General features: G+C 70.3%; 22 protein-coding genes, 2 pseudogenes and 1 riboswitch. Of the genes and pseudogenes, 9 read left to right on the forward strand and 15 right to left on the reverse strand.

What is annotated here, in order from left to right; genetic code table 11:
* Positions 1 to 25: 25 nt before the first annotated feature.
* Entirely contained in the window at positions 26 to 853 is an 828-nt protein-coding gene (locus STRIP9103_RS36660; RefSeq protein WP_009332253.1) for a sulfurtransferase, read from the reverse strand.
* A 321-nt stretch (positions 854 to 1174) separates the two neighbouring features.
* Between STRIP9103_RS36660 and STRIP9103_RS36665 the strand changes: the two genes are divergently transcribed.
* Complete coding sequence (locus STRIP9103_RS36665; protein WP_009332223.1) at positions 1175 to 1969, forward strand: VOC family protein; 795 nt, start codon at positions 1175 to 1177, stop codon at positions 1967 to 1969.
* A 10-nt stretch (positions 1970 to 1979) separates the two neighbouring features.
* Here STRIP9103_RS36665 and STRIP9103_RS36670 read toward each other — a convergent pair whose 3' ends face one another.
* The 4 genes from STRIP9103_RS36670 to STRIP9103_RS36685 all read right to left on the reverse strand — a co-directional run bounded on the left by STRIP9103_RS36670 (position 1980) and on the right by STRIP9103_RS36685 (position 7372).
* Positions 1980 to 2627: a thymidine kinase gene (locus STRIP9103_RS36670; protein WP_009332237.1), complete on the reverse strand. Its 648-nt coding sequence runs from the start codon at positions 2625 to 2627 to the stop codon at positions 1980 to 1982.
* A 48-nt stretch (positions 2628 to 2675) separates the two neighbouring features.
* On the reverse strand, positions 2676 to 3863 hold the full coding sequence (locus STRIP9103_RS36675; RefSeq protein ID WP_009332263.1) for an alkaline phosphatase family protein: 1188 nt from the start codon (positions 3861 to 3863) through the stop codon (positions 2676 to 2678).
* Entirely contained in the window at positions 3863 to 4450 is a 588-nt protein-coding gene (locus tag STRIP9103_RS36680; protein ID WP_009332265.1) for a DUF5998 family protein, read from the reverse strand. The genes STRIP9103_RS36675 and STRIP9103_RS36680 overlap by 1 nt, the downstream gene beginning before the upstream one ends.
* An 84-nt stretch (positions 4451 to 4534) precedes the next feature.
* Positions 4535 to 7372: a bifunctional acetate--CoA ligase family protein/GNAT family N-acetyltransferase gene (locus STRIP9103_RS36685; RefSeq protein WP_009332244.1), complete on the reverse strand. Its 2838-nt coding sequence runs from the start codon at positions 7370 to 7372 to the stop codon at positions 4535 to 4537.
* A 187-nt stretch (positions 7373 to 7559) separates the two neighbouring features.
* Between STRIP9103_RS36685 and STRIP9103_RS36690 the strand changes: the two genes are divergently transcribed.
* Positions 7560 to 7841, forward strand: coding sequence for an HPr family phosphocarrier protein (locus tag STRIP9103_RS36690; RefSeq protein ID WP_009332278.1), 282 nt, complete (start codon positions 7560 to 7562; stop codon positions 7839 to 7841).
* Between the two features lie 192 nt (positions 7842 to 8033).
* Here STRIP9103_RS36690 and STRIP9103_RS36695 read toward each other — a convergent pair whose 3' ends face one another.
* The 4 genes from STRIP9103_RS36695 to STRIP9103_RS36710 all read right to left on the reverse strand — a co-directional run bounded on the left by STRIP9103_RS36695 (position 8034) and on the right by STRIP9103_RS36710 (position 12911).
* Complete coding sequence (locus STRIP9103_RS36695; protein ID WP_009332269.1) at positions 8034 to 8738, reverse strand: GntR family transcriptional regulator; 705 nt, start codon at positions 8736 to 8738, stop codon at positions 8034 to 8036.
* Positions 8739 to 8960: 222 nt separating this feature from the next.
* Positions 8961 to 9749, reverse strand: coding sequence for a M23 family metallopeptidase (locus STRIP9103_RS36700; RefSeq protein ID WP_009332227.1), 789 nt, complete (start codon positions 9747 to 9749; stop codon positions 8961 to 8963).
* 12 nt (positions 9750 to 9761) lie between these two features.
* Positions 9762 to 9934, reverse strand: a riboswitch (cyclic di-AMP (ydaO/yuaA leader).
* A 203-nt stretch (positions 9935 to 10137) separates the two neighbouring features.
* Positions 10138 to 11526, reverse strand: coding sequence for a M16 family metallopeptidase (locus STRIP9103_RS36705; protein ID WP_009332236.1), 1389 nt, complete (start codon positions 11524 to 11526; stop codon positions 10138 to 10140).
* Complete coding sequence (locus STRIP9103_RS36710; protein WP_234022393.1) at positions 11523 to 12911, reverse strand: M16 family metallopeptidase; 1389 nt, start codon at positions 12909 to 12911, stop codon at positions 11523 to 11525. The genes STRIP9103_RS36705 and STRIP9103_RS36710 overlap by 4 nt, the downstream gene beginning before the upstream one ends.
* Positions 12912 to 13297: 386 nt before the next feature.
* On the opposite strand from STRIP9103_RS36710, the gene STRIP9103_RS36715 reads away from it, so the two are divergent.
* Entirely contained in the window at positions 13298 to 15751 is a 2454-nt protein-coding gene (locus STRIP9103_RS36715; protein ID WP_009332215.1) for a DNA gyrase/topoisomerase IV subunit A, read from the forward strand.
* A gap of 159 nt (positions 15752 to 15910) precedes the next feature.
* On the opposite strand, the gene STRIP9103_RS36720 is transcribed toward STRIP9103_RS36715, so the two are convergent.
* Entirely contained in the window at positions 15911 to 17068 is a 1158-nt protein-coding gene (locus STRIP9103_RS36720) for a CobW family GTP-binding protein (RefSeq protein WP_009332275.1), read from the reverse strand.
* Between the two features lie 364 nt (positions 17069 to 17432).
* Between STRIP9103_RS36720 and STRIP9103_RS36725 the strand changes: the two genes are divergently transcribed.
* The gene (locus tag STRIP9103_RS36725) at positions 17433 to 17954 is read left to right on the forward strand and encodes a DUF6082 family protein (protein ID WP_009332273.1); all 522 of its coding nucleotides are present in this window, start codon (positions 17433 to 17435) and stop codon (positions 17952 to 17954) included.
* A 262-nt stretch (positions 17955 to 18216) separates the two neighbouring features.
* Complete coding sequence (locus STRIP9103_RS52285; RefSeq protein ID WP_048821635.1) at positions 18217 to 18453, forward strand: hypothetical protein; 237 nt, start codon at positions 18217 to 18219, stop codon at positions 18451 to 18453.
* Between the two features lie 152 nt (positions 18454 to 18605).
* On the opposite strand, the pseudogene STRIP9103_RS47600 reads toward STRIP9103_RS52285, so the two are convergent.
* From STRIP9103_RS47600 to STRIP9103_RS36745, 4 genes and pseudogenes are all read right to left on the reverse strand, one after another.
* Positions 18606 to 18905, reverse strand: a pseudogene (locus STRIP9103_RS47600) (citrate/2-methylcitrate synthase); the annotation flags it as partial.
* Positions 18906 to 19198: 293 nt separating this feature from the next.
* Complete coding sequence (locus STRIP9103_RS36740; RefSeq protein ID WP_009332226.1) at positions 19199 to 19768, reverse strand: TetR/AcrR family transcriptional regulator; 570 nt, start codon at positions 19766 to 19768, stop codon at positions 19199 to 19201.
* A 205-nt stretch (positions 19769 to 19973) separates the two neighbouring features.
* A pseudogene (locus STRIP9103_RS47610) lies at positions 19974 to 20262 on the reverse strand (ABC transporter); the annotation flags it as partial.
* A 275-nt stretch (positions 20263 to 20537) separates the two neighbouring features.
* A complete protein-coding gene (locus STRIP9103_RS36745; RefSeq protein WP_009332267.1) occupies positions 20538 to 21944 on the reverse strand; it encodes an MFS transporter in 1407 nt (468 codons plus the stop codon).
* Between the two features lie 99 nt (positions 21945 to 22043).
* Here STRIP9103_RS36745 and STRIP9103_RS50300 point away from each other — a divergent pair, with 99 nt between their 5' ends.
* Positions 22044 to 22286, forward strand: a complete 243-nt coding sequence (locus tag STRIP9103_RS50300; RefSeq protein WP_158696940.1) for a hypothetical protein — start codon at positions 22044 to 22046, stop codon at positions 22284 to 22286.
* Positions 22287 to 22603: 317 nt separating this feature from the next.
* Here the strand turns inward: STRIP9103_RS50300 and STRIP9103_RS36750 are convergent, their stop codons facing one another.
* Complete coding sequence (locus STRIP9103_RS36750; protein ID WP_048821637.1) at positions 22604 to 23296, reverse strand: MerR family transcriptional regulator; 693 nt, start codon at positions 23294 to 23296, stop codon at positions 22604 to 22606.
* Between the two features lie 188 nt (positions 23297 to 23484).
* Between STRIP9103_RS36750 and STRIP9103_RS36755 the strand changes: the two genes are divergently transcribed.
* The 3 genes from STRIP9103_RS36755 to STRIP9103_RS36765 are packed head-to-tail and all read left to right on the forward strand — an operon-like array spanning position 23485 to position 25758.
* Positions 23485 to 24099 carry a DUF6230 family protein gene (locus tag STRIP9103_RS36755; RefSeq protein WP_009332233.1) on the forward strand — a complete coding sequence of 205 codons (615 nt, stop codon included), beginning with the start codon at positions 23485 to 23487 and terminating at the stop codon, positions 24097 to 24099.
* Positions 24100 to 24145: 46 nt separating this feature from the next.
* Positions 24146 to 24595 carry a DUF6114 domain-containing protein gene (locus tag STRIP9103_RS36760; protein WP_009332240.1) on the forward strand — a complete coding sequence of 150 codons (450 nt, stop codon included), beginning with the start codon at positions 24146 to 24148 and terminating at the stop codon, positions 24593 to 24595.
* The gene (locus STRIP9103_RS36765) at positions 24592 to 25758 is read left to right on the forward strand and encodes a hypothetical protein (RefSeq protein ID WP_009332251.1); all 1167 of its coding nucleotides are present in this window, start codon (positions 24592 to 24594) and stop codon (positions 25756 to 25758) included. Before STRIP9103_RS36760 ends, STRIP9103_RS36765 begins: the two co-directional genes overlap by 4 nt.
* The last annotated feature ends 21 nt before the right edge of the window (positions 25759 to 25779 follow it).

A 25779-nucleotide genomic window follows, 5' to 3' on the forward strand; every position in this document is an offset into this window, starting at 1 on the left:
CCCACTGCGTGCCGTCAGCGGGGCCTCACTGCGGGTCGGGCCCGGTGGCCACCGGGCGGCTGCCGTCCCGGGACCACTCCGACCAGGAGCCGACGTACAGGGCTGCCGGGATGCCCGCCACGGCCAGCGCGAGCACCTGGTGGGCGCCGGAGACGCCCGAGCCGCAGTAGACGCCCACCTCGGAGTCGGCGGTCGCGCCGAGTGCCTTGAAGCGGTCGGCGAGTTCGGCGGCGGAGCGGAAGCGACCGGATTCGGTCACGTTCTCCGTGGTCGGCGCCGACACCGCCCCCGGGATATGGCCACCGACCGGGTCGATGGGCTCCACGTCACCGCGGTAGCGCTCGGCGGCCCGGGCGTCGAGAAGGAGCCCGGTGCGGGCCAGGGCGGCGGCGCCGTCCGCGTCGAGCAGCGGGAGGGCACCCGGGGCGGGCATGAAGGTGCCGGGGGCCGGTTCCGGGATCTCGGCCGTCAACGGGCCCTCCCAGGCCGCCAGACCGCCGTCCAGCACCCGTACCGAGGGGTGGCCCGCCCAGCTGAGCAGCCACCACGCGCGCGCGGCGGCCCAGTTGAGGCCGCCGTCGTAGACGACGACGGGGCGGTCCGCGGAGACCCCGGCCGCCCTCATCGCCGTGCCGAAGGTCTCTGACTCGGGCAGCGGATGACGGCCCGCGTCCCCTGCCGGACCGGCGAGTTGGGAGTCCAGATCGACGTAGACGGCGCCCGGGATGTGCGCCTCCTCGTACTCGGAACGCAAGTTCGGACCGCCCAACTGCCAGCGGACGTCCAGGAGGACGGGTGGATGGGATCCGGCCAGCTCATCGGCGAGATCGGCTGCGGAGATGATGGCGTTCATGGTCCCCATCCTCGCGCACGGGGTGGCCGCGTCGTCCAGGTCCGACTACTCTGCCCGCCGACGGTCCCGATCACCAGGCGTACGGGATCGGGCACATGCCGTACAGCCGATGGACACCGCACGGCAGCGATACGGAAAGCCGCCGGTACCCGCGCGCCGGGCATTCTCGTGTACGGACGCGTCGCCCGGCGGTGCGGCGCGAGGCCGGGGCACTACGGGTGGTGCGAGCATCGGCACGGGGCGTGATCGCGCGTGGCGCGACAGACGCCCACGGAGGGCTGACGGACACGGCCGCCGCGAGGGGCCGAGGAGAGAGTGACGATGACCGAGGCACGGGGATCGACCGGCCTGAGCGGCACGGCGCATCCACCGGGTACACCCTGCTGGGTGAGTCTGATGGTGCACCGGATGACCGCGACCCAGGAGTTCTACGGAGCGCTGTTCGGCTGGGAGTTCCAACCCGGCCCCCGGCAGCTCGACCCGTATGTGCGGGCGTTGCTGGACGGGCGCGAGGTGGCGGGCATCGGCCAACTGCCGCCCGACCGCCATCTCCCGATCGCCTGGACGCCCTACTTCGCCTCGGACAACGTGGATCTGACGGCGGAGACGGTACGGCACTGCGGGGGCACCGTCGGGGTCGGCCCCCTGGACGCGGGCGACGCCGGGCGGCTCGCCATCGCCTCGGACCCGGCCGGCGCCGTCTTCGGCATCTGGCAGGTGGCGGAACGTCTCGGCACGGACGTCACCGGCGTCCCTGGCACCCCCGCCTGGGACGAACTCCTCACCAGGGACGCCTCCCTGGTCGCCACGTTCTACGAGGCCGCCTTCGGCTACGAGGCGGAACCCACCGACTCCGCCGACCTCGACTACATCACCCTCCGCGTCAAGGGCCACCCCGTCGCCGGCATCCGCGGCATCGGCACCGCCCTCCCCCGTGACCGAGGCCCCCACTGGCTCACCTACTTCGAGACCACCGACCCCGACGAATCCACCAACCGCGTCATCGAACTCGGCGGCCACGTGGTGAAACCGCCCCATGACACTCCCCAGGGCCGTGTCGTCATGGTCGCCGACCCGGAGGGCGCCCTGTTCGCCATGGTCCACACCGAACCCTGAGGCCGCCCGGTCAGGCCGTCTCGACCGGGAGTACGTCCGGGGAGAGGGCGCCCGCGTTGGCTGTGGCTGCTGTCATACGGCGGCGGTGGTGGCGGCGGCAGAGGACTTCGTAGCCGATGTCGTCGGATTGGTTGACGTCACCGACGACGACCTGGGCGCCTTCGACGACCATGTGGCCGCCTATGGTGCGGGCGTTGTGGGTGGCGCGGGCGCCGCACCAGCAGAGGGCCTCGACCTGAAGGACCTCGACGCGGTCGGCCAGCTCCACGAGGCGTTGGGAGCCGGGGAAGAGCTTGGAGCGGAAGTCGGTGGTGATGCCGAAGGCGTAGACGTCGAGGCCCAGGTCGTCGACGACGCGGGCGAGTTGGTCGATCTGCTCGGGGGCGAGGAACTGGGCCTCGTCGGCGATGACGTAGTCCGCGCGGCGGCCCTGGGAGAGGTGGTCGACGAGGTACGCGTAGAGGTCCTGGCCGTCCTCGACCTCCACGGCGTCGGTGACCAGACCGAGGCGTGAGGAGAGCTTTCCCTCGCCCGCGCGGTCGTCACGCGTGAAGATCATGCCCTGGAGGCCGCGTGCCGAGCGGTTGTGCTCTATCTGGAGGGCCAGCGTCGACTTCCCGCAGTCCATGGTTCCGGAGAAGAACACCAGCTCGGGCATGTTGAGTTGAGCACCTTTCGGCAAGAGATCCAGGGGGCGTGCGGGGCTTCAGGAGCGTACTTCGAGGAGCGGGACCAGCTGTTCCACCGGGGTCATCGAGCCGTGGTTGCCGACCATGGCCGACTCCTTGGGCTCCCGCTCGGAGGCGATGATCAGGACGTCGTCACGGGCGGCGGCCACCACATCACCGATACGGGCGTACACCCGCTCGTCGATCCGCGGCCCGAACCAGCCCGCCGCGATGGCCTCGTCGCGCGAGGCCACCCAGAACTGCTCGCCGAGCACCTCCCGCCAGCAGATCAGCACATCGGACTCGGCGCCCGGCAGCGCGTAGACATGACGGGCGCGCCCCTCGCCGCCCAGCAGGGCGACCCCGGCGCGCAACTCCCAGTCCGCGTCGAAGTCGATGCGGTGCTGCTCGTCGAACGGGATGTCGATCATGCCGTGGTCGGCGGTGACGTACAGGGCGCTGCGCGGCGGGAGTTGCTCCGCCAGGCGCTGCACCATGCGGTCGACATACATGAGCTGCCCGCGCCAGGCGTCCGAGTCGATGCCGAAGCGGTGGCCCGCGCCGTCCAGCTCGGCGTAGTACGTGTAGACCAAGGAGCGGTCCCCGGCGGCCAGTTGCTCGGCAGCCGCGTCCATGCGGTCCTCGCCGGAGAGACGACCGTGGAAGGTGCCGCCGCTCAGCGCGATCTGGGTGAGGGGGGTGTTCTGGAAGATCGGGGAGGTGACCTGGGCGGTGTGCACACCCGCCTTGTCGGCACGCTCGAAGATCGTGGGGTACGGCTGCCACACGCGCGGCTGCGTCCACGGCTGCCAGCGGAGCTGGTTCATCAGCTCGTCGGTCTCCGGGTTGCGGACCGTGTAGCCCGGCAGCCCGTGCGCGCCCGGCGGCAGGCCGGTGCCCACGGAGGCCAGGGACGTCGCGGTGGTGGCGGGGTAGCCGGCGGTGATGGGGCGGCCGGTGCCGCCTCGTGAGGACGCCAGCAGCGAGGCCATGAAGGGCGCCTCGTCGGGGTGCGCCCTCAGCTGCTCCCAGCCCAGTCCGTCGATCAGGAAGACACAGGCGCGGTCGGTCGCGGTCAGCTCCGATATCGCCGCGGTCGTACCGGAGACCTCCATCCCCGCCGCGAGAGTGGGCAGGAGGTCGGCGAGGGAGCCGGCGCCGTACTCGGGGACGGGGGCGGAGCCTACGGCGAGGGGTTCCGGGTGGTCCCAGGTGGGCACTGCCATCAGCGGGCGAGGTCCGCGGTCGCCTCGGAGAGGGACTGCGCGAAGGCGAGGGCCTGGCGGACCGTCTCCGGGCCGTCCCCGGCCTCGCTGACGCGCAGGCTCAGGTCGTCCGCCGTCGAGTTGCCCGTGTACCCGTGGTCCGCCTCGCAGTTGGGGTCGCCGCAGGCAGCGGGCTCCAGGTCGATGCGGGAGACGGCGCCCCAGCCGATGGTCAGGACGACCTCGCGGGGCAGGGTGCCCGGAGTGTACGACTCCGGGTTGGCGACGACCCTGCTGACCACGACGGACGAGATCCGGCCGAGCTTCACCGACTCGGTGGACGTCGTGGCGTACGGCGTCGGTGACGTGGTGTCCGAGGCCTGCTCATCGGTGTGGCTGACGATGAAGCGGTTGCCCGTGAGGACGAGCACGGTCACATGCCGACGCACCTCGTTCGCGTCGAACGTGGTCTCCTGGTGGACCAGGTACGACTTGATGGCATCGCCGCCGACGGCGGCCTCCACCGCCTCGGCCACGAGAGCCGGGTAGTAGCCGCTGCGCTCGATCGCCGCGCGCAGCCCCTGGGTCGTCGTACTGGTCTTGGCCATGCCGCCCATCCTACGGTGGCGCACCGACTGCGAGGGACCGCTCTGCCGTCTCTGTCGTGGACGGATCAACGCACGGCAGAGGTCTCAGTACACCGGCAGCGTCCGCGGGCCGAGGTCGTCGCGGACGGGCGGGCGAGCGAGCCGTACGGTGGCGCCGAGCACGCTCAGTCCGCGCGGGGCCACGACGACCGGCTCCAGGGAGACCGCCACGACCTCGGGGTGGTCGTCGACCAGCCGGGAGACCCTCAGCAGCAGCTCTTCGAGCGCGTCCGTGTCGGCCGGCGCGGATCCCCGCCAGCCGAAGAGGAGCGGAGCCGTCCGGATCGACCGGACCAGGGAGGCCGCGTCCCGCTCGGTGGCCGGAATCAGCCGGTGCGCCATGTCCCCGAGCAACTGCGACGCCGGCCCGGCGAGCCCGAACGAGAGCACCGCTCCGGCCGCCGGGTCCACCACGGTCCGTACGATCGTGTCGACTCCGCGCGGGGCCATGCCCTGGACCACCGGACGCAACTCCTCCGGCTTCCCGAACAGCTCCGTCAACTCCGCGTACGCCCGTCGCAGTTGCTCCTCGTCCGCCAGGTCCAGCCGTACGCCGCCCAGGTCGGCGCGGTGCCGCAGGTGCGGGGCGGTCGTCTTGAGGGCGACCGGGTAGCCGATGGCCCGCGCGGCGGTCACGGCCGCGTCGGGCGTGGGCGCGGGCCGGGCCTCCCGTACGCGGATGCCGTACCGCGCGAGCAGCGCACACGTCTCCTCCGTACCGAGCGTGAGCCCCTCCCCGCGCGCGAGCAGCGCGTCGATCTGCGCGGCGGCCCCCTTCTCGTCGATGTCCTCGAACTCGGGCACCCGACCGGGCTCCGCCGCCTCCCGCCGCCACTGCGCGTACTTCACGGCTTCGGAGAGCGCGCGCACGGCCCGCTCGGCGGCGGGGTAGGCGGGGATGAGACGGGCTTCGGAGGGGGTGGCCTCGGGCGCTTCTTGTACCGCGGTGGGCACTCGTTCCGCATGGCGGAACGAGTGGGCACCGTCTCCGGCGCCGGGCGCCCTGCCGCCACCCTGCGGCGCGGTACTGGCCGCGGCGGACAACGCCTCGGCAAGCCCACCCAACTCGACATGGACAACCAGCACCGGCTTGGACGGATTCGCAGCCGCCGCAGCGCTCAGCGCCTCCGCCAGCTCCGCATCGCCGGGAGACACCTCGCCCAGCGCCGGTATCACCGTCACCACCACCGCATCGCACGAGTCGTCGGCCAGCGCCCGCGACAGCGCCCCGTAGAAGTCCTCCGCCGAGGCCCCCGTGGTCAGGTCCAGCGGGGGCAGTGGCCGCAGCCCCTCGGAGAGGCACGCGTCGTAGGTGAGCATCCCCAAGGACTCCGAGTTCCCGAGGATCGCCACGCGCGGCCCGGCCGGCAGCGGCTGTCGGGCGAGGAGCAGGCCGGCGTCGACCAGTTCCGTGATCGTGTCGACGCGGATCACCCCGGCCTGCCGCAGCAGCGCGGACACGGTGGTGTGGGGCAGCCGGGTGGCGCGTACGGCGTGCCCCTGCGGAGCGGATCCGTGACGCGCTCCCTGGACGACGACGAGCGGCTTGACGGCGGCCGTGCGCCGGGCGAGGCGGGTGAACTTACGCGGGTTGCCGATGGACTCCAGGTACATCAGGACGACGTCCGTGTCGGGGTCCTCGTACCAGTACTGCAGGACGTCGTTCCCGGACACGTCCGCCCGGTTGCCCGACGACACGAACGTGGACACGCCGGTGACTCCGGTGACCCCTCCCCCGCGCCGGTGCAGCCGGGACAGCAGTGCGATGCCGATGGCGCCGGACTGGGCGAAGAGGCCGATGCGCCCGGGGCGGGGCATCTCCGGGGCGAGCGAGGCGTTGAGGCGGACGTCGGGTGCGGTGTTGATGATCCCGAAGGCGTTCGGCCCGATGATGCGCATGCCGTACGTACGGGCCTGGCGCACCAGTTCGCGCTGGCGCTCGCGCCCCTCGGGGCCGGACTCGGCGTACCCGGCGGAGACGACCACGAGCCCCTGCACGCCGTGTTCACCGCACTCGGCGACGACCTCCGGGACGTGCTCGGCGGGGACGGCGACGACCGCGAGGTCGACGGGCCCCTCGATGTCCCGTACGGAACGGCGGGCCGGGACCCCCGCGAGCTCCTTCTCCTGAAGGGACCTGTTGACGGCGTACAGCCGACCGGTGAACCCCGCGTCCCGGAGGTTGGCGAGCACGCTGCGGCCCACTCCGCCCGGCGCGCGCCCGGCGCCGACGACGGCGATCGAGCCGGGGGCGAGCAGGCGCTGGACGGACCGGGCCTCGGCGCGCTGCTCCCGCGCGCGCTGCACGGCGAGGGAGCGATCGGTGGGCTCCAGGTCGAACTCCAGGCGTACGACGCCGTCCTCGAAGCTGCGCTTCTGCTGGTACCCGGCGTCGGTGAACACCTTGATCATCTTGGTGTTGGCGGGCAGCACCTCGGCGGCGAAGCGTCGGATGCCGCGCTCACGCGCGACGGCGGCGATGTGTTCGAGGAGGGCGGAGGCGACGCCGCGGCCCTGGTGGGCGTCCTGGACGAGGAAGGCGACCTCGGCTTCGTCGGCGGGTGCGGACGCGGGCATTCCATCGGCGCCGATGCGGTCGTAGCGTACGGTGGCGATGAACTCGCCGCCGACGGTGGCGGCGAGCCCCACCCGATCCACAAAGTCGTGGTGCGTGAAGCGGTGGACGTCCTTGGCGGACAGGCGAGGGTACGGCGCGAAGAAGCGGTAGTACTTCGACTCGTCGGAGACCTGCTCGTAGAAGCTGACCAGGCGCTCGGCGTCATCAACGGTGATGGGCCGGATGCGCGCGGTGCCACCGTCGCGCAGCACCACGTCGGCCTCCCAGTGGGCGGGGTACTCGTGCCGGTCCGACGAGGTCTGCATGGGCCCCAGAGTACGGCTCGCGTCCGACAACGGCGCGGGGCAGTCTGGGGAAACACAGAAGCACAACTGCCGGTTCGCGGTCAGGCCGTGGGCCCGTTCCGGCACGCTTCACGCTACGGGAAACTGGTCTAGACAATCCGGTCTAGACCTCTTCGAGGTACCCGATACACCTGAAGGGCAGCATCACATGGCTGAGCGCCGCGTCAACGTCGGCTGGGCCGAGGGCCTTCACGCCCGACCCGCATCCATCTTCGTCCGGGCCGCCACGGCCGCCGGTATCCCCGTGACGATCGCCAAGGCCGACGGCAACCCCGTCAACGCGGCCTCCATGCTGGCGGTTCTGGGCCTCGGCGCCCAGGGCGGCGAGGAGATCGTCCTGAGCTCCGACGCGGAGGGCGCGGACGCCGCGCTCGACCGTCTGGCGAAGCTCGTCGCCGAGGGTCTCGAGGAGCTCCCCGAGACCGTCTGAGCGTCGCGATGTGCCACTCGACGGGTAATGCGGCAATGACCTGAAAAGGTGCAGGCACGCGACTCGAAAGGGTATCGGCACAGACCGGAAGGGCTCGTCCGAATTATCGGGCGAGCCCTTCGCATTTCCGGGTCGCGGGCAGCAGAAATAATGCCCCTCGAATTCCGACCTTCTTTGTATACGGCTCCCGTGTTAATGACGCAGGCTCGTCATGTTTACGGGGTGTTGCGAAGTCCTCACACGGCCGGGGCGTTCCGCCCCGGCGGACCCGCCGGGAAAGCGGAGCCGGTGCGCGGCGGTCGCGCGCTCGGTGTGCACGGCGGTGATCGCCCGCGCGCGGTCGCTGTCGCCGCGCGCGACCGCGTCGACGATGCCGCCGTGCTCCGCCCAGGACTCCACGGGGTTGGCCGGCGCGTCGACCGAGTACATCCAGGCGATCTTGTGCCGCAGCTGGGCGAGCGTCGAGGTCAGGGCGGGGCTGCCGGAGGCCTGGGCGAGCGTCTCGTGGAACCAGCCGCCCAGGGAGCGCAGATCCTCGCTGCTGCCCCGCCTGGCCCGCTCCTGGCCCAGTCGCACCAGGCCGCGCAGCACCTTGAGGTGTGCCTCCGTGCGGCGCTGGGCCGCACGGGCGGCGCCCAGCGGTTCCAGCAGCATGCGCATCTCCAGCAGGTCGGCGGCCTCCTGCTCGGTGGGCTCGGCGACGCACGCGCCCGCGTGTCTGCGGGTGACCACGAAGCCCTCGGCCTCCAGCGTGCGCAGCGCCTCGCGCACGGGGACACGGCTGACGCCGTAGCGGCGAGCGAGCAGTTCCTCGGTGAGACGGCTGCCGCGCTCGTAGACACCCGCGACGATGTCATCACGGATCGCCGTGCATACCGAGTGCGCCGGAATACGCATGACCGACCTCCGCCTTAATCCCCGTGAAACGTCGTTGAATGACGTGTGTTCAAGCGACTCTATTGCAGCGGGCCGGAATTTCCGATGGCGGACCGGAATCCAAGGATATTTTTTGGACAGGAGATACGTCACTCAGGAGGCGCGTCAGCCAGGAGGTGCCTCACAACGCGGAAAGCCCCGGCTCGGTGAGCCGGGGCCTCCTGGGAAGCGCTGAGCCGTTCCTCAGACGTTCACGCCGTGCGAGCGGAGGTACGCGACGGGGTCGATGTCCGAGCCGTACTCGGCCGTCGTACGGGCCTCGAAGTGCAGGTGCGGGCCGGTGACGTTGCCGGTCGCCCCGGAGAGGCCTATCTGCTGGCCGGGGGTGACCGTCTGGCCGACGGAGACGGCGATGGACGACAGGTGGGCGTACTGGGTGTACGTACCGTCGTTCATCTTGATGACGATGTTGTTGCCGTAGGCGCCGCCCCAGCCCGCCTCGACGACGGTGCCGGAGCCGACCGCGTGGACGGCCGTGCCGGTGGCGGCGTGGAAGTCGATGCCGGTGTGGCTGCCGGAGGACCACAGGGCGCCGCCGGACTTGTAGCCGGTGGAGATGTACGAGCCGCTGATCGGGGCGACGTAGGCGTTGAGGCGCTCGCGCTCGGCCGCGCGGGCGGCGCGCGCCTTGATCTCCTCGCGCTCCTTGGCGGCGGCACGCTCCTGCTTGGCCTTCTCGGCGGCGGCCTTCCTGGCCTCCTCCTGCGCCTTCTGCTTGGCGGCGGCCACCTCGGCGGCCTGCTGCTGGGCCTGGGCCTGGGCGTCGACCTGGTCGGCGACCGTGTCACCGAGCTCGATGACCTGGTTCAGCCCGGTCTGCTCGGGGGCCGGCTCCGCGGCGAACGCCGGGACGGAAGCCACGGTGCCTATGACGCCGGTGGTGGTGAGAGCGGCGACGCCCACGGTCTTCGTGGTCGTGCGCTGCACTCGGCTGGGACGGCGGTGTTTCCCGGGGGCGCGGGTGAACGCCATGGAGTGGCTGGTCCTTTCCTTCCCTCTCGCCTACCGGGTTAGCTGACGGGTTCGGAGCAGGAAGGTCTCCTACGGAGACCCCTCACATCGTGGAGCTTCGTGAAGGGCACCCGATTCACCCCAGGGACTGTTGGGTCCCCGGCTCCCCTGGCTCGCGCCGTACGGGGACTCGGCGATGACTGTCCGGTGCCGCGGGTGCGGCGAACTGCTGAGCGAACAGCCAGACCGACGCTAAGTGGGCCGTCTTCGAAATAACAAACGGATCACGGGTTTTGTTGCGTACGCCACACCCCAGACCTACAACCTCCCCCATCAATATGGACAAACGAGGGCCCTGGCGACTCTTCAGTCACCAGGGCCCCGTCATGCACGTGCTTCCGTCCGGCCTCTACTCGGCCGGTACGACGGTGACTTCGCCGATGCCGAGGGCCCTGACCGGCTCCTCGATCTGGGCGGCGTCACCGACGAGGACGGTCACCAGACGGTCCACCGGGAAGGCGCTCACAGCGGCGGCGGTGGCCTCGACGGTGCCGGTGGCGGCCAACTGCCGGTACAGCGTCGCCTGGTAGTCGTCCGGCAGGTACTGCTCGACCTGGTCGGCCAGTGTGCTCGCCACGGCGGCGGCCGTCTCGAACTTGAGGGGGGCCACCCCGACGAGGTTCTGCACGGCGACATCGCGCTCGGCGTCGGTCAGGCCCTCGGCGGCGAGGGTGCGCAGCACCGTCCACAGGTCCTCGAGCGCCGGTCCGGTGTTCGGTGTGTCGACGGAGCCGCTGATGGCGAGCATCGCGACACCCGAGCCGTCGGGCGCCGAGCGCAGCACCTGGCCGAACGCGCGCACACCGTAGGTGTAACCCTTCTCCTCGCGCAGGACGCGGTCCAGCCGGGAGGTGAGGGTGCCGCCGAGGCAGTAGGTGCCGAGCACCTGGGCGGGCCACACACGGTCGTGCCGGTCGGCACCCACGCGGCCGATGAGCAGCTGCGTCTGCACGGAGCCGGGGCGGTCGACGATGACGACCCGTCCGGTGTCGTCGGCGGTCACCGGCGGCACGGTGCTCGGCTTGGCCGCGGAGCCGGTCCAGGCGCCCAGGGTGTCGCCGAGCAGCGCGTCGAGGTCGACTCCGGTGAGGTCGCCGACGACCACGGCGGTGGCCGTCGCGGGGCGTACGTGCTTCTCGTAGAAGGCGCGTACGGCGGCGGAGTCGATGCCCGCGACGGTCTCCTCGGTGCCCTGGCGGGGACGCGACATGCGCGAGCCGGCCGGGAACAGCTGCTTGGAGAGCTCCTTCGCGGCCCGGCGGCCCGGGTTGGCCGTCTCGTGCGGGATCTCGTCGAGCCGGTTCGCCACCAGCCGCTCGATCTCACTGTCCGCGAAGGCGGGGGCCCTGAGGGCGTCGGCGAGCAGACCGAGCGCCTTGGCCAGCCGTGACACGGGCACTTCGAGGGAGAGGCGGACGCCGGGGTGGTCGGCGTGCGAGTCGAGGGTGGCGCCGCAGCGCTCCAGCTCGGCGGCGAACTCCTCGGCGGAGTGCTTGTCGGTGCCCTCGGAGAAGGCCCTGGTCATGATCGTGGCGACGCCGTCCAGGCCGACGGGCTCGGCGTCCAGGGGGGCGTCGAGGAGGACCTCGACGGCGACGACCTGCTGGCCGGGGCGGTGGCAGCGCAGCACGGTCAGGCCGTTGTCCAGGGTGCTCCGCTCGGGCGCCGGGAACGCCCAGGGCCTGGCCTCGCCGGGCTGGGGCTGCGGGTGGAAGTCCATGGTCGCGAGCTCGGTCACTTCGCCGACTCCTCGTTCTCGTCGGTGGTTTCGGCGGCTTCCGGCTCCGTGGCCTCGGCCTCGGCGGCTTCCGCTTCGTCCTCTTCGCCGGCGACGGGCTCGTAGACGAGCACCGCGCGGTTGTCGGGCCTCAGGCGTGCCTTGGCGATCTCCTGGACCTCCTCGGCGGTCACGTCCAGGACGCGGTCGACGGCGGTCAGGGCGAGCTTCGGGTCGCCGAAGAGGACCGCGTAGCGGCACAGCTCGTCGGCGCGGCCCGCGACCGTGCCGAGCCGGTCCAGCCACTCGCGCTCCAACTGGGCCTGGGCCCGTTCCATCTCCTCCGCCGTCGGGCCCTCCGCGGCGAACCGGGCGAGCTCCTCGTCGACGGCGGCCTCGATGACGGGCACCTCGACGTCGCCCGAGGTCTTCACGTCCATCCACGCCAGGGACGGGGCGCCGACCAGCCGCAGCAGGCCGAAGCCGGCCGTCACGGCCGTACGGTCGCGGCGTACGAGCCGGTTGTAGAGGCGGGAGGACTCGCCGCCGCCGAGGATCGTGAGCGCCAGGTCGGCCGCGTCGCACGCGCGCGTGCCGTCCTCCGGGAGGCGGTAGGCGGCCATCAACGCGCGCGCGGGCACCTTCTCCTCGACGACCTCGCGCAGCTGCTCACCGATGACGTCGGGCAGCGAGCCGTCCCTCCGCTCGCGCTTGTTGTCGTACTTCGGGATGGAACCGAAGTACTTCTCGATCCACGCGAGCGTCTGCTCCGGGTCGATGTCGCCGACGACGGAGAGGACGGCGTTGTTGGGCGCGTAGTACGTGCGGAAGAACTCGCGGGCGTCCTCCAGGCTGGCCGCCTCCAGGTCCTCCATGGAACCGATCGGCGTGTGGCGGTAGGGGTGACCCTCCGGGTAGGCCAGGCGGAAGATTCGCTCGAAAGCGGTGCCGTAGGGCACGTTGTCGTAGCGCTGCCGACGCTCGTTCTTGACAACGTCCCGCTGGTTGTCCAGGTTCTTCTGGTCGAGCGCGACCAGCAGGCTGCCCATGCGGTCGGCCTCCAGCCACAGCGCCAGCTCCAGCTGGTGGGCGGGCATGGTCTCGAAGTAGTTGGTGCGCTCCCAGCTGGTGGTGCCGTTCAGCGAACCACCGGCGCCCTGGACCAGCTCGAAGTGGCCGTTGCCCGACACCTGCTTCGAGCCCTGGAACATCAGGTGCTCGAAGAGGTGGGCCAGGCCCGTACGACCTGGCACCTCATGGCGCGAGCCGACGTCGTACCAGAGGCACACCGCGGCGACCGGGGTCAGGTGGTCCTCTGAGAGCACCACGCGCAGGCCGTTGTCCAGGCGGTGCTCCTTCACTGTCAGGCCTTCGGAGCCTGCCTCGGCTGTGGCCGTGTGACCCATGGGCATGTACGTCCCTTCGATCGCTGTGCTGTGGTCGTGGAATCCGTCGGGGAACCGCCGTGGAAACCGCTGTTTTCCTGCCGGTCCTGCCACTGTATGCAAGCGCGCGGACCCCTGGAGAAGTTCCCGGGCGTCGTACGCCGAGAGCGAGACCGGGATTACCCGCGCGGAGCGCCTTCGCTCGGTTCGGCGCACGGCGTTGGCATGACCCTGTGGACTCCGCGCGGCGCCGGTCGAGGCGGCGTTCACAGGGCCCTGGTCCGCGTTGTCGGTGCGGCAGTCCACAATGGTCCGCGTCAGATCCCGTCAACGCCTCGCACAGTCGGTCTCTCGACACCGACATGAGCGCCCCGCAGGCGAGCGACCAGAAGAAGGAGCCGGCAGCGATGGCCCGCCGCAGCACTAAGACCCCGCCGCCCGACGACGCGTACGAGGAGAAAATCCTCGACATCGACGTCGTCGAGGAGATGCAGGGCTCCTTCCTCGAGTACGCGTACTCGGTCATCTACTCCCGAGCCCTGCCCGATGCCCGAGACGGTCTGAAGCCGGTGCACCGCCGGATCGTCTACCAGATGAACGAGATGGGCCTGCGCCCCGACCGCGGCTACGTCAAGTGCGCCCGCGTCGTCGGCGAGGTCATGGGTAAGTTGCACCCGCACGGCGACTCGTCGATCTACGACGCCCTGGTGCGCATGGCCCAGCCCTTCTCGATGCGCGTGCCCCTGGTCGACGGCCACGGCAACTTCGGCTCGCTCGGCAACGACGACCCGCCGGCCGCCATGCGGTACACCGAGTGCCGCCAGGCCGCGGCGACGAGCCTGATGACGGAGTCGATCGACGAGAACACGGTCGACTTCGCCCCGAACTACGACGGCCAGGAGCAAGAGCCGGTCGCTCTGCCCGCCGCCTTCCCGAACCTGCTGGTCAACGGCTCGTCGGGCATCGCCGTCGGCATGGCCACCAACATGCCGCCGCACAACCTCGGCGAGGTCATCGCAGCCGCCCGCCACCTCATCAGGTATCCGAACGCCGACCTGGACACCCTGATGAAGCACGTCCCGGGCCCCGACCTGCCCACGGGCGGCCGGATCGTCGGCCTCTCCGGCATCAGGGACGCGTACGAGACGGGCCGCGGCACCTTCAAGATCCGCGCCACGGTGGCGATCGAGAACGTGACGGCCCGCCGCAAGGGCCTGGTCGTCACCGAGCTGCCCTTCACCGTCGGTCCGGAGAAGGTGATCGCCAAGATCAAGGATCTGGTCGGCTCGAAGAAGCTCCAGGGCATCGCCGACGTCAAGGACCTCACCGACCGCCAGCACGGCCTGCGCCTCGTGATCGAGATCAAGAACGGCTTCGTGCCGGAGGCCGTCCTGGAGCAGCTCTACAAGCTGACGCCGATGGAGGAGTCCTTCGGCATCAACAACGTGGCACTGGTCGACGGCCAGCCGCTCACCCTGGGCCTCAAGGAGCTCCTGGAGGTCTACCTCGACCACCGCTTCGAGGTCGTACGCCGTCGCTCGGAGTTCCGCCGCGCCAAGAAGCGCGACCGGCTGCACCTGGTCGAGGGTCTGCTGACCGCGCTGGTGGACATCGACGAGGTCATCCGGCTGATCCGCTCCAGCGAGAACTCCGCGCAGGCCAAGGAGCGCCTGATCGAGCGCTTCTCCCTGTCGGACGTCCAGACCCAGTACATCCTGGACACCCCGCTGCGCCGTCTCACCAAGTACGACCGCATCGAGCTGGAGTCCGAGCAGGACAAGCTCAACGCCGAGATCGCGGAACTGACGCGCATCCTGGAATCGGACGCGGAGCTGCGCAAGCTGGTCTCCGGTGAACTGGCCGCGGTGGCGAAGAAGTTCGGCACCGAGCGCCGTACGGTGCTGCTGGAGTCCTCGGGCGCCCAGGTGGCCGCGGTTCCGCTCCAGGTGGCGGACGACCCGTGCCGGGTGCTGCTGTCCTCGACGGGTCTGCTGGCCCGTACGGCGGGCAGCGGGCCCTTCCCGGAGGGCGACGGCAAGCGGACCAAGCACGACGTCATCGTCTCCGCGGTCCCGGCGACGGCACGCGGCGAGGTCGGGGCGGTGACCTCCACCGGCCGCCTGCTGCGGCTGAGCGTGATCGACCTGCCCCAGCTGCCGGAGACGGCGACGACCCCCAACCTCTCGGGCGGCGCCCCGCTCTCGGAGTTCCTCTCCCTCCAGGACGGCGAGACGCTGATCTGCCTGACGACGCTCGACGAGTCGTCGCCGGGCCTGGCCATCGGCACCGAGCAGGGTGTCGTCAAGCGTGTGGTGCCCGACTATCCGTCCAACAAGGAGGAGCTGGAGGTGATCACCCTCAAGGAGGGTGACCGGATCGTCGGCGCGGTCGAGCTGCGCACCGGTGAGGAGGACCTGGTCTTCATCACGGACGACGCCCAGCTGCTGCGCTACCAGGCGTCTCAGGTCCGCCCGCAGGGCCGCCCGGCCGGCGGTATGACGGGCATCAAGCTCACCGAGGGCGCGAAGGTCATCTCCTTCACGGCTGTCGACCCCGCCACCGACGCCGTCGTCTTCACGGTGGCCGGCTCCCGGGGCACCCTCGACGACTCCGTCCAGACCACGGCCAAGCTCACCCCCTTCGACCAGTACCCCCGCAAGGGCCGCGCCACGGGTGGCGTCCGCTGCCAGCGGTTCCTCAAGGGCGAGGACTGTCTCTCCTTCGCCTGGGCGGGCCCCACTCCGGCCCGCGCCGCCCAGAAGAACGGCACCCCGGCCGACCTCCCCGACATGGACCCCCGCCGCGACGGCTCGGGCGTGTCCCTGGGCAAGCCGGTGTCGTCGGTGGCGGGGCCGGTGTGAGGCGGAGCTGGTGTGGTGCGGGGGCAGTGTGAGCGGGGGCGGTCGTAGTCGGAGGCTGTCGGTGGTCAGCGGCTGCTGTGGTCAGGGGCTGCCGTAACCGACGGCGCCGTGATCAGAGGCTGTCGTATCCGAGACCGTCGTGATCAGGGGCTGCCGTGATCAGGGGCTGTCGAAGGAGACTTCTGGTTCCTCGATCTCACCGGCCTCCTCGGTCCCCTTCTCCCGCACATAGCGGAGGACGCCCCACATGCTGTGTTCATCGGCGTGTGGGGCGTCGTCCTTGCACGCCTCCAGCTCCTTGGTGAGGGCGGCGGCGTCGATACCGGCCCCGATGAGGACGAGCTGGGTGAGCCTCGGCTCCTCCGCGGTCATCGCCCACGGCTCGGGATAGAACCGCAGAAACCGCCCCACGGCATGCACGGCGTAGCGGTTGCGGACGTCGTACGGCCCGAAGTCGACGTACCCCTTGATCCGGTAGAGCCCTTCGGATCTGCCGTCGAGGAAGTCCATGAGCCGCCGGGGATTCATCGGCAGGTCGGAGACGAAGGCGACGCTGTCGTAGCCGGTGTGCAGATGCCCGAGGTGATCGTCGTGGCCGTCACCGTCCTCGTCGTGCCGATGGAGGTCGTCGAAGGAGAGCTGCCCGACGCGCTCCTCACTGGGCCGGCAGTCGAAGAGGAACTCGGGGTCGATCCGCCCGTACGTGGCGGACACGACGGCGGCACGATCGCTGAGCGAACGGACGAGCCCGAGGACCCGGTCGCCGTCCTCGGCCAGGTCGACCTTGTTGACGACGACGAGATCGGCGATGGAGAGGTGACGGTCGATCTCGGGATGCCGCTGCCGGGTCTCGGGGAACTCGGCGGCGTCGACGACCTCGACGAGCCCGCCGTAGACGACCCGGGGATTCTCACTGGCGAGCACCATCCGCACCAGCTCCTGCGGCTCGGCGAGCCCGCTCGCCTCGATGACGACGACATCGATCCCGGCGGACGGATGGGTCAGCCGCTCCAGATAGAGATCCAGCTCACTGACATCGACCGCACAGCACAGGCACCCGTTGCCGAGCGACACCGTGGAGTCCCCGAGCGCCCCCGCCACCGCCATCGCGTCGATCTCGATGGCCCCGAAGTCATTGACGACGGCACCGATACGACTGCCTCCGCTGCGGTGGAGGAGATGGTTGAGCAACGTGGTCTTGCCGGAGCCGAGAAACCCGGCGAGCACGACGACGGGGATCTGCCGCGAGCCGTCCGGCCCCTGTGAATCCTGCTGAGTCGGAGTCGAAGCCGGACTCGACGACTGGCTGCTCAACACGCGCCCTCTCTCACACCGTTGCGTGCGCCGGCGCACGGCCGGCCGCCGCACGAGGGCGGCTCACGGACCGGCTCTCGCCGGAACGGTGCGGCTCTCGTACGGCCATGGAATGCCGCCCCAGGATACGAGTGCACGGATACGCCGCGGAGTGACCGATTGTCAGCGGCGCCCGTGGGGCACACGTTGGGCATGGCGCCGGTCTGCGCGACCCACACATCCCTCCGTGCGCCTCCTCTCCGCCTCCCAGCCGACCAGGGCCGCTCGGCGACACTGGGAGACGGCAAGCGCCGCCCACCGCTCGCCGGTCCCACCCTGTCGCCCCACACCGACGACCGGCGGACGGACGCCCGAACCGGGGGTTGACATGGCCACACAGAGCTTCGGGGTACGGAGGCTCGGCTCCGCCGTCAGCAAAAGGCTGAAGGCCGCGCTGACGTCCGTGTCTGCGGGAAGGGCGCGCCAGCAACGGCACGCCGCCCTCACCGAGCAGCACCGGCTCCACTTCGACCTGTTGTGCAAGGCCATGGACGACTCCGCGCTGGCGGCCGTACTCGACACGTACGAGAGCGACGTCCCGGCGGAGAGACAACGTCAGTACCTCTTCGCGAACGCGCTGTACGTCAACGCCCTCTACTACCACCGCATCGGGGCATGGAGCCTCACCGAGTTGTACGGCCACCTTCGGGTGATCTGCCGGAACACCCTGTTCCGGGAGTACTGGGAGGCCACCCGCCACCACCGGCAGAGCCTGCCCGACTCGAGTGAGGAAGCCGAGCTGGGCCGGATGATGGACGGTCTGGTCCGGGAAATGGACCGGTTGAGCCAGGAAAGCGACGAGGGCGATCTTGAGGAGTGGTGGGTGGTCGGGCAGCCGCCCGGCGAATGACCAGGGCCTCTCCCTGCACCGGATGCGTGCGTCGGGTGCATGGGTTTCTGGCACACTGACCTCCCTCAGCCTGCACCTGGTAAACATCCTTCACAGGCGCCCCGTTGTGCTGCGTAGGGCTGCCAATCCCCACAAGGGCCCGCGGTCACTCATGAGCATCCGTGGGCCCGACACATGAGCTTCGCCGGACGCGCGAGAGGCCATCAGCCGGCGCGACACCCGATGCTCGTGACGGGCCGTCCCTCAACTGCTAGGAACGGACTTGAAGATCGTGCGTCGAGTCGGCGCTTCGCCCCAGGAGCGCGGCAGCGGTTCGGGGCAGACATGCCCCGACATCTTCGAATTGAGCGACGGAAACTTCGCTGTCATCGGCACGGAAGCCACTGCCATTCTCGACAAGGAACTGCCGCCCGACGCAGCGCGTGCGGAACATGAACGAATCGTGATCATCACCCGCGACACCCTGCTCCGCGCGAAGAACGACATCCCGGACGCGTGACGACACGCCCCTGACCGGTCTGCACGCGGATCTGGTTCCCGAAAGGACCCGGCAGCGCCTTGTTGCCGGGTCCTTCCCATGACAGCGGCGGTGAGAGCGGCGGGGCGCCTGCTTTGGGCGCATACTCGGGCGCCTCTAGAGCGATCAGGCGGCTCTCGGGGCAGGCCGCAGAGTTCCATGACGGCGCCGGCGTAGAACTCGACGTTGGTGTGGAGTTCGCGGCCCGGTTTCAGCTCGGCGAGGATGGCCTCCACCTGGCGTTCCACCTCGACGGCGAAGGCGACGCGTGGGCCGCCGAAGTGCTGGGCGATGTCGCGCAGCATGCGGGAGCGGGAGTCCTCGGTGCGGTAGACGGGGTGGCCGAAGCCCATGATGCGGTCGCCGGCGAGGACGCGTTCACGGATCCAGGGGTCGATGCGGTCGGGAGCGCCGATGGCGTCGAGGGTGTCCTTCAGGCCCTGACGAGCGCTTACGCGCAGCTGATCTCGGCGCGCCCCGAGACGCTCCTGATGCAGGTGCAGGGATACGCCGCCGAGGCGGCCACCGAGGCGCAGGGCGATGACCTGATCGGTGAGGTCGTCCGGGCCGGCTGGATGAGGATCCGGGAAACCGTGCACCTGTCGCCGGGCGCCGATGCCGACAGGACCACGAGCTTCTTCGCGTGCGGCATGCCCGGCAGCACGCGTGCGGCCATGGGGCTTTCCCCGAACGCCGGACGGCAGGGAGGCGTTCGGGAGGGGGTGCGTCAGTGCATGCCTGCCGCGTCGAGCAGGGTGGTCACCGTGGGCGCGATGAGCCCGGTCAGACTGTCGGCTCCGATGCCCGCGCGGGCGCTGGCGCCGTCGAAGACCATGCTGAGCTGCCGGGCCAGCAGATCGGGATCGCCCGCCCCGCCCTGCTCGGCCTCGGTGCGGAAGAAGGCGGTCAGGTTCTCCTTGACCTGACGGGCGACCTGGCTCGCGGGGTGGCTCTGGTCCTTGAGCTCGATCTGCACCGCCAGGTACCGGCAGCCCCGGAACTCGGGCGCCCCCGCCTGCGATTCCACCTGCTCGAAGACGTGCAGGATCCGCTCGCGGGGTGAGCGGCCGTCGTCCGCCGCGGGCAGGAGGGTCGCCACGTAGGCGGAGGCGTGCTCCTTCAGGCTTTCCGCCAGGAGTTCGTCCTTGCTCTCGAACAGCTGGTACATGGAGCGCTTGGACACTCCCGCCGCCTTGCACAGGGCCTCCACGCCGATGTTGACGCCGTCCCGGTAGGTGAGGGTGGCCGCCGCCTCCAGCAGCCGCTCCCGGGGGCTTTGTTTCACTTCGGTGGTCATACCGCGAGGTTAACCCGAAGCGGACGAAAAGAAAACTGATCGGTTTCCAAGGGTGTCGGGGCGGAGGCTGGACGGCGGCCCGGGGAAGGGCCGCCGCCGAGCCATGATGGTGTGCGCGCCCGTCGTCCCCGGCAGGGCGGCACACACCGGGGGCCACTCCGAGCGATGGCCCGCCGTCCTGGGGGATATGGAGGATGGCCTGCTGCTACGCCGGGACGGCGGTCTTGTCGGGCGATGTCTCCGCCGGGACGCGGTGCAGCCCCTTGCGGTCGTACCAGCCCAGTACGCCGAAGCCGAACAGGGCAGCCGCCACGAGGCCGGCGGCCATCATGACCCAGCCGCGGGTCAGACCCGCGTCGCCCTGGGCGTCGTAGTAGAGGATCGAGCGGATACCACCGGTGATCTGCCGCAGCGGCTCGAACTCCGCGAGGAAGCGGTAGAAGCCGGGCGGCGCCTTGCTGGGAGTGCCGACCGGACGTCGGCACCGCCATCGCGGTCTCCAGGATCGGTGCGCCCACCCTCCTTGGCGTGTTCGGCGCGCCCGGCATCGCTCGCCTGCCGCTGCTGTGACTGCACTCGGTGGCACCCTCCATGGCCGGCGTGCCCCTCGGTCTCGCACATTCAGCCCAGACCGTGGGTGCCCTCTACCGGCGGTGACCGGTTCGCTGAAGACGGAACGCGCGGGTAGAGGTGGGCACCGTCTCGGAGATGCCCCTGCCTTCCTGCGCTGACTTGTGCCTCGAGAGCACCGATCAGCGCAGGGCATCTCTCACCACGTCCACGGTGGATTCGGGCTCAGTGGGCGATCACGAGTTCGCCCTCCGAGGGCTCCAGAGCCCGATTCGGAATCAGGAACGCCGCGAGCACGGCACCGACCACGAAGATCCCGGCGCCCCACTGCAGGGTGGCCGTGTAGCCCTCGACCCCGGCCTGCGCCGCGGTCAGTGCGCCGGGGTTGTGCGAGGACAGGTAGTCGGTCGTGGCCGATGAGGCAACGGTGGTCAGCAGCGCCGTGCTGATCTAGCCACCCACCTGCTGGCTGGTGTTGATCAGCGCCGAGGCGACGCCCGCGTCCTCGTGGTGCACGCCTGCGGTCGCTCCCTGGAACGCGGTGGTCATCACGCCACCGATGCCGAGACCCAGCAGGATCATGCCGGGCATGATGTCGGCGACGTAGCCGCTGTCCAGCCCAAGCCGGGCCGGCAAGGCCATGCCGGATGCGGCGACCAGGAAGCCGGCGCTGACCACGATCTTCGGGCCGACCCTGGGCAGCAGCAGCGAAGGCGCCGTGGTCGACGCGGCGACGATGCCCGCGACCATCGGCAGGAACGCCAGACCGGCCTCGATCGGCGAGTAGCCGATGCCGGCCTCCAGGTAACGAGTAGCCGATGCCGGCCTCCAGGTAATAGGTCAGGAACAGGAAGATCGAAAACATCCCCATGCCCATGACGAACACCGCCAGGAACGAACCACCGCGGGTCCGGTCCAGCACGACTCGCAGCGGCAGCAGCGGATGCGCGACCCTGAGCTCCAGCCATGCGAATACCGCGAGCAGCACCACACCGCTGATCATGGAGCCGAGGGCGACCGGGTCGGTCCAACTGGTGGATTCGACGTGCGCGAACCCGTAGACGATGGCGAACAGCGCTGCGCTCACCACGATCGTGCCCGGAATATCGATCTTGGGCCGCTCGGTGACCGCGGGCTTGGCCAGCCACAGCAGCGCGCCGACCAGCGCGACGGCCGCGAAGATGACGTTCACGTACATCACCCAGCGCCACGACGCCCACTCGGTGAGCATGCCGCCGAACAGCAGCCCGACCGCGCCGCCCGCACCGGACAACACACTGAAGATACCGAAGGCCTTCGGCCTCTCGGTCGGGTCGGTGAAGGTCACGCTGAGCAGTGAGAGTGCCGCAGGTGCGAGCAGCGCGGCGAGGAGTCCCTGGGCCACACGTGCCGTGACGAGGATTTCGAAGCTGGTGGCCGCGCCGCCGAGGACGGATGCGCCCGCGAAACCGATCAGGCCGGTCACGAAGGTGGTACGTCGGCCGAACAGGTCACCGAGTCGGCCACCGAGCAGCAGCAGGCTGCCGAATGCCAGGGCGTAACCCGTGATGACCCTCCCCCAGAGGGGGCACCCCCAGCCGGCTGCCGTCGCCGAAACCGAGGTCATGTTGCGCCGCGGGCAGCGCGATGTTCACGACGGTCGCATCGAGCGTGGCCATGAGCTGCGCCACACCCAGCACGACAAGCACCCACCAGCGCATGGTGTGTGAGCCGCGGCGGCCCGTATCTGTTTCCACTAGAAAAACAGATCGGTTTCCTCGGTACAAGTGAACGATTCGCGTCCGGCCCTGGAGCGGCCCGTGAAGGTCGAAGCCCGCGCGGCACGCTGGACGCGCTCAGCTCGATGCCACTGCCACTGCCGCTGTCGCTGTCGCTGCCGCTGTCGCTGAAGGCCATCGCGATGAAGTCGTGGCGACCGGGCCGCAGTCCATCGGCCGCCTGGTCGTGACCGCCGCGGTGCAGATGCGCGTGCCGCTCGCGACGATCGGGATGAGCGATGTGCTGAGCATCAAGCTCTTCGGCGGCGGCATGGTGTTCGCGGTCTTGGCGGACGTGCTGGTGCACATGCGGCCGGGAACGGCCGTCATGAGACTGCTGGGCAGAGCGCCTGGTGGGCTCCGGGCCCGCCGGCGCGCTTCCACGACCGGTTCGGCATCGAGGAGACCGGGATGCCTGCCGACGACACGGCCGACAAGCCGGTCCCGTCACCGCGGGCCGAACCCAGCGAATGGGGTGCCGGTGACCCGTCGGCACCCCGCCGGGGACTCACTCCGCCGGCCGCTCCCCCCGCCCGCACGCACGGCGATCATGGCGGCGATGGTTCGCGTCCTCCTGGGCCAGGCGCCGCAGCAGTCTGACGACCGGCTCGAACAGCACACCGAGTACCACCGCCCGCTCGGCGAGGGCGATCTGGTCCTCGATCCCTTCGAGCTGAGCGAAATCCAGGTCCGCGGTCGAGGTGGCGAGCCGTGCGTAGGGGATGAGGTCGTCGGCCGTGTAGTCGGCGCCGAGGCGACTGAGCGCCGCGAGACTCTCGGCGAGTGCCGGGCGGTGCGGTGACGCGTCGGAGATCCGCCAGCCCATGTTCTCGATGAGAGCCTCGACCCGCGCGACGGCTCCGCCGGATGCCGCCCCGTCGGCGGCACCCTCGTGATCCTCGCCGTCCTTCCCGCTCGTCTCCGCAGAAGGAACGGGCAGGGCGTGGTGGATGACCGCCAGGGTTTCGAACGCGTCCAGCGGCTGCTCGACGGCTTCGAGCACTTCCCGGGTGCGGGCGACGGACAGCCCGCCGAGCTGGATGAGGGAACGGATCAGACGCAGCCGCTGGACGTGCTCCTCGTCGTACTCGACCGTGGTCGGGTTCAGTGCGCGCCCCTCCGGGAGCAGACCCTCCCGTCGGTAGTACTTGATGGTCGCCACCGGCACCCCGGACCGTCGGCTGAGCTCCGAAATCCTCATGCGCTCCCTCACGCTCAACTGTCCCACCAGTATCGCGTTTACCGGGGGTTGCACCTTCGAGCTCGATAGTGCCACTATCAGGCACTCGATAGTGGCGCTACCGAGCGCTTCTCCGGGGTGCCCTCTTTGCGCACCCGGCCCCGACTCACCTGGTACGCCTCGTACACCTCGACAACGGAGGGCCACGCATGTCCCAGCGAATGGGCAGGACTCACTGGAAGCGTTTCGCCATCGGTGCGGTGCCGACGGTGGCCGCCACGGCGGCGGTCGCCGTCTCCATGGCCCAGGGCGCGCTGGCCGCTTCGTTCAGCATCTCCGGTTCCGACTTCAAGGTCTCGGCCGGTTCCCTGAGCGGCACCGGATTCGGCAACTACGCCACGGTGGACGTCGCCAAGAACGGCAAGCACGTGCCCGTCTCCGTGTCGTCCATCAAGAACGCGACGATCGTCGACTTGTGCCAGTCCGTGCCGGTGGACATCCCCGTGCTCGGGACCTACACGATGACGCTCGAAGCCGGCGGATCGGGTACGCCGGTCAAGGCCAAGAACCTGTACATCGACATGACCGACCTCCAGGCCAAGAAGGGCACCTTCCACAACGTCGACATCGGCGTCGCCACCGGTGCCATGACCAAGGGTCAGATCAACCCGAAGGACCACGTGGATCCCAACGGCTACGCCCAGCAGGCGGATTCGGTGGAGATCATCGATGCCCACCAAACGGTCTGGGCCAGCTCTGCGGGCACGTTCGAACTGTCGGGCCTGCACATGAACATCGCGGCCGGCCGCCACGACTGCTTCTGACCATGCCCCAACCTCCCCCACCCGCTGACGATCCGGGAACCTCCACATGACGAGTGCCGACGCACCCGCGCACCCCCACAGCGACAGCGGCTTCGTCCGCGCTCGCCGGGCTTTCAGGGCCTGGCGGCGCACCCGCCCCTTCTGGGCGGGCCTGCTGGTACTCATGGCCGCCGCGCCGATCATCTACTTCCCGTACTTCAACCTCTCCCTGGGCGCCCTGTCCGTGGCGATGTCCACCACCGCGGGAGCGGGGTCCCTGGTCATCGGCCTGACGCTGATCGCCCTCGGCGGTCTTCTGCGGTTCCAGCCGATCATCAGGTTCTTCGCCGGATGCGTTGCCGTCTTCCTCGGTGTGCTGTCGCTCCCCATCTCGAACTTCGGCGGATTCTTCGTCGGCACACTGTGCGCGGCCACGGGTGGACTCCTGGCCCTGGCATGGGGCCCGGTGAACACGCCCGACGACACCGAGGGGCCGTCGGGGAGGGCCGGGGAATGACCGACCAGTCGCCCGACCTCCGCGGCGAGGCCGTAGAACCCCACTACGCCCGGACGACGAGAGGCCGCCACGCCGTCCCCCGTACGTCCACGCCGGCCCGCCTGCGCCTGCCGCTCGGGAAGGCTCTCGCACTCACCGCGCTGCCGACCGTTCTCGTCCTGGCGAGTCAGCGTCCGCCCGCGGTCGACACGAGCGCCACCGCGGCTCATTCCGCTCCCGAAGAGGAGCCCGGCGGCGGTGTCGACTGTGCCCGTCCCGACGACACGGCAGCGCCGGCCACGGCCCCCACTCCCTCCGCTGCTCCCAGCACGCCCAGTGCCCCCACGAGCGGCGAGCCGGTCAAACCGTCGGAGCATGCGGCCGACGAGGAAACGGGCCCCGCCCCGGCTCCGACCACCTCACCGAGCGCGAATACCGCCACCACCGGCCTTGCGGACATCCTCGGTTCCCTCCTCCACGGCGACACCGAGCAGCAGAGTCCGGCACCCGACGCGAGCCCCGCACCGAGCCTGGCTGCTCCGACGCCGACGCCGACGGCCAAGGAACCATCCGACTCGCCACCGGCCGCACCTCGCGCGTCACCCACCCCCGGCCGGCGGACCGCTGAGCCATCGTCCCGACCGGCGCCCACCCCAGGGGCCACCCGAACCTGTGATATCAGCGATCTCAAGGCTCCCGAGGACACGAGCGCCGGTCGATTCCCCGCCGAGTCCTGGAACATGAAGGGAAGCCGCCTCGAACTGCGCGACCTCGTCTTCGGCGGCGTGGTGACCGTGGGCACGGCCGCCGGGCCCAAGCGGGTGCTCAAGTTCTCCGCGGCGGCCGTCACGATCCGCGACCTGAAGATGGCCGTACCCGTCGGCCCGCAGATCCAGCACATCGACGGAGCTCCCGGCTCGACGTCCACGCTGCGAGGCGACCGCATCACCATGTACGTCGAGAGCCTGACGGGCACCCTCTCCGGCGTCGAAGGCATCCCCCTGCCCCCGGTCCTCCGCCTCCACCTCACGCCCGACACCGTCCCGGAGTGGCTCTACGACACGGTCGGGAAACTCGACCTCAAGCTCCGACTCGACCTGGCGGACGCCGACATCGACCAGGCCGGACAGGTGGGCGGTGAGCTCGTCATCCCGGGGATCCACGGGTACGGAACGCCCCGGTGAAGCCGGAGGCCCTGCCGGGCT

It is taken from the genome of Streptomyces ipomoeae 91-03, assembly GCF_000317595.1.
In the GTDB taxonomy this organism is placed as follows: domain Bacteria; phylum Actinomycetota; class Actinomycetes; order Streptomycetales; family Streptomycetaceae; genus Streptomyces; species Streptomyces ipomoeae.

Bases quoted from the DNA above. Each gene is read 5' to 3' on its own strand.
- STRIP9103_RS36660 (WP_009332253.1), bottom strand. From the start codon at position 853: ATGAACGCCATCATCTCCGCAGCCGATCTCGCCGATGAGCTGGCCGGA.
- STRIP9103_RS36665 (WP_009332223.1), top strand. From the start codon at position 1,175: ATGACCGAGGCACGGGGATCGACCGGCCTGAGCGGCACGGCGCATCCA.
- STRIP9103_RS36670 (WP_009332237.1), bottom strand. From the start codon at position 2,627: ATGCCCGAGCTGGTGTTCTTCTCCGGAACCATGGACTGCGGGAAGTCG.
- STRIP9103_RS36675 (WP_009332263.1), bottom strand. From the start codon at position 3,863: ATGGCAGTGCCCACCTGGGACCACCCGGAACCCCTCGCCGTAGGCTCC.
- STRIP9103_RS36680 (WP_009332265.1), bottom strand. From the start codon at position 4,450: ATGGCCAAGACCAGTACGACGACCCAGGGGCTGCGCGCGGCGATCGAG.
- STRIP9103_RS36685 (WP_009332244.1), bottom strand. From the start codon at position 7,372: ATGCAGACCTCGTCGGACCGGCACGAGTACCCCGCCCACTGGGAGGCC.
- STRIP9103_RS36690 (WP_009332278.1), top strand. From the start codon at position 7,560: ATGGCTGAGCGCCGCGTCAACGTCGGCTGGGCCGAGGGCCTTCACGCC.
- STRIP9103_RS36695 (WP_009332269.1), bottom strand. From the start codon at position 8,738: ATGCGTATTCCGGCGCACTCGGTATGCACGGCGATCCGTGATGACATC.
- STRIP9103_RS36700 (WP_009332227.1), bottom strand. From the start codon at position 9,749: ATGGCGTTCACCCGCGCCCCCGGGAAACACCGCCGTCCCAGCCGAGTG.
- STRIP9103_RS36710 (WP_234022393.1), bottom strand. From the start codon at position 12,911: ATGGGTCACACGGCCACAGCCGAGGCAGGCTCCGAAGGCCTGACAGTG.
- STRIP9103_RS36715 (WP_009332215.1), top strand. From the start codon at position 13,298: ATGGCCCGCCGCAGCACTAAGACCCCGCCGCCCGACGACGCGTACGAG.
- STRIP9103_RS36725 (WP_009332273.1), top strand. From the start codon at position 17,433: ATGGCCACACAGAGCTTCGGGGTACGGAGGCTCGGCTCCGCCGTCAGC.
- STRIP9103_RS36740 (WP_009332226.1), bottom strand. From the start codon at position 19,768: ATGACCACCGAAGTGAAACAAAGCCCCCGGGAGCGGCTGCTGGAGGCG.
- STRIP9103_RS36745 (WP_009332267.1), bottom strand. From the start codon at position 21,944: ATGACCTCGGTTTCGGCGACGGCAGCCGGCTGGGGGTGCCCCCTCTGG.
- STRIP9103_RS36750 (WP_048821637.1), bottom strand. From the start codon at position 23,296: ATGAGGATTTCGGAGCTCAGCCGACGGTCCGGGGTGCCGGTGGCGACC.
- STRIP9103_RS36755 (WP_009332233.1), top strand. From the start codon at position 23,485: ATGTCCCAGCGAATGGGCAGGACTCACTGGAAGCGTTTCGCCATCGGT.
- STRIP9103_RS36760 (WP_009332240.1), top strand. From the start codon at position 24,146: ATGACGAGTGCCGACGCACCCGCGCACCCCCACAGCGACAGCGGCTTC.
- STRIP9103_RS36765 (WP_009332251.1), top strand. From the start codon at position 24,592: ATGACCGACCAGTCGCCCGACCTCCGCGGCGAGGCCGTAGAACCCCAC.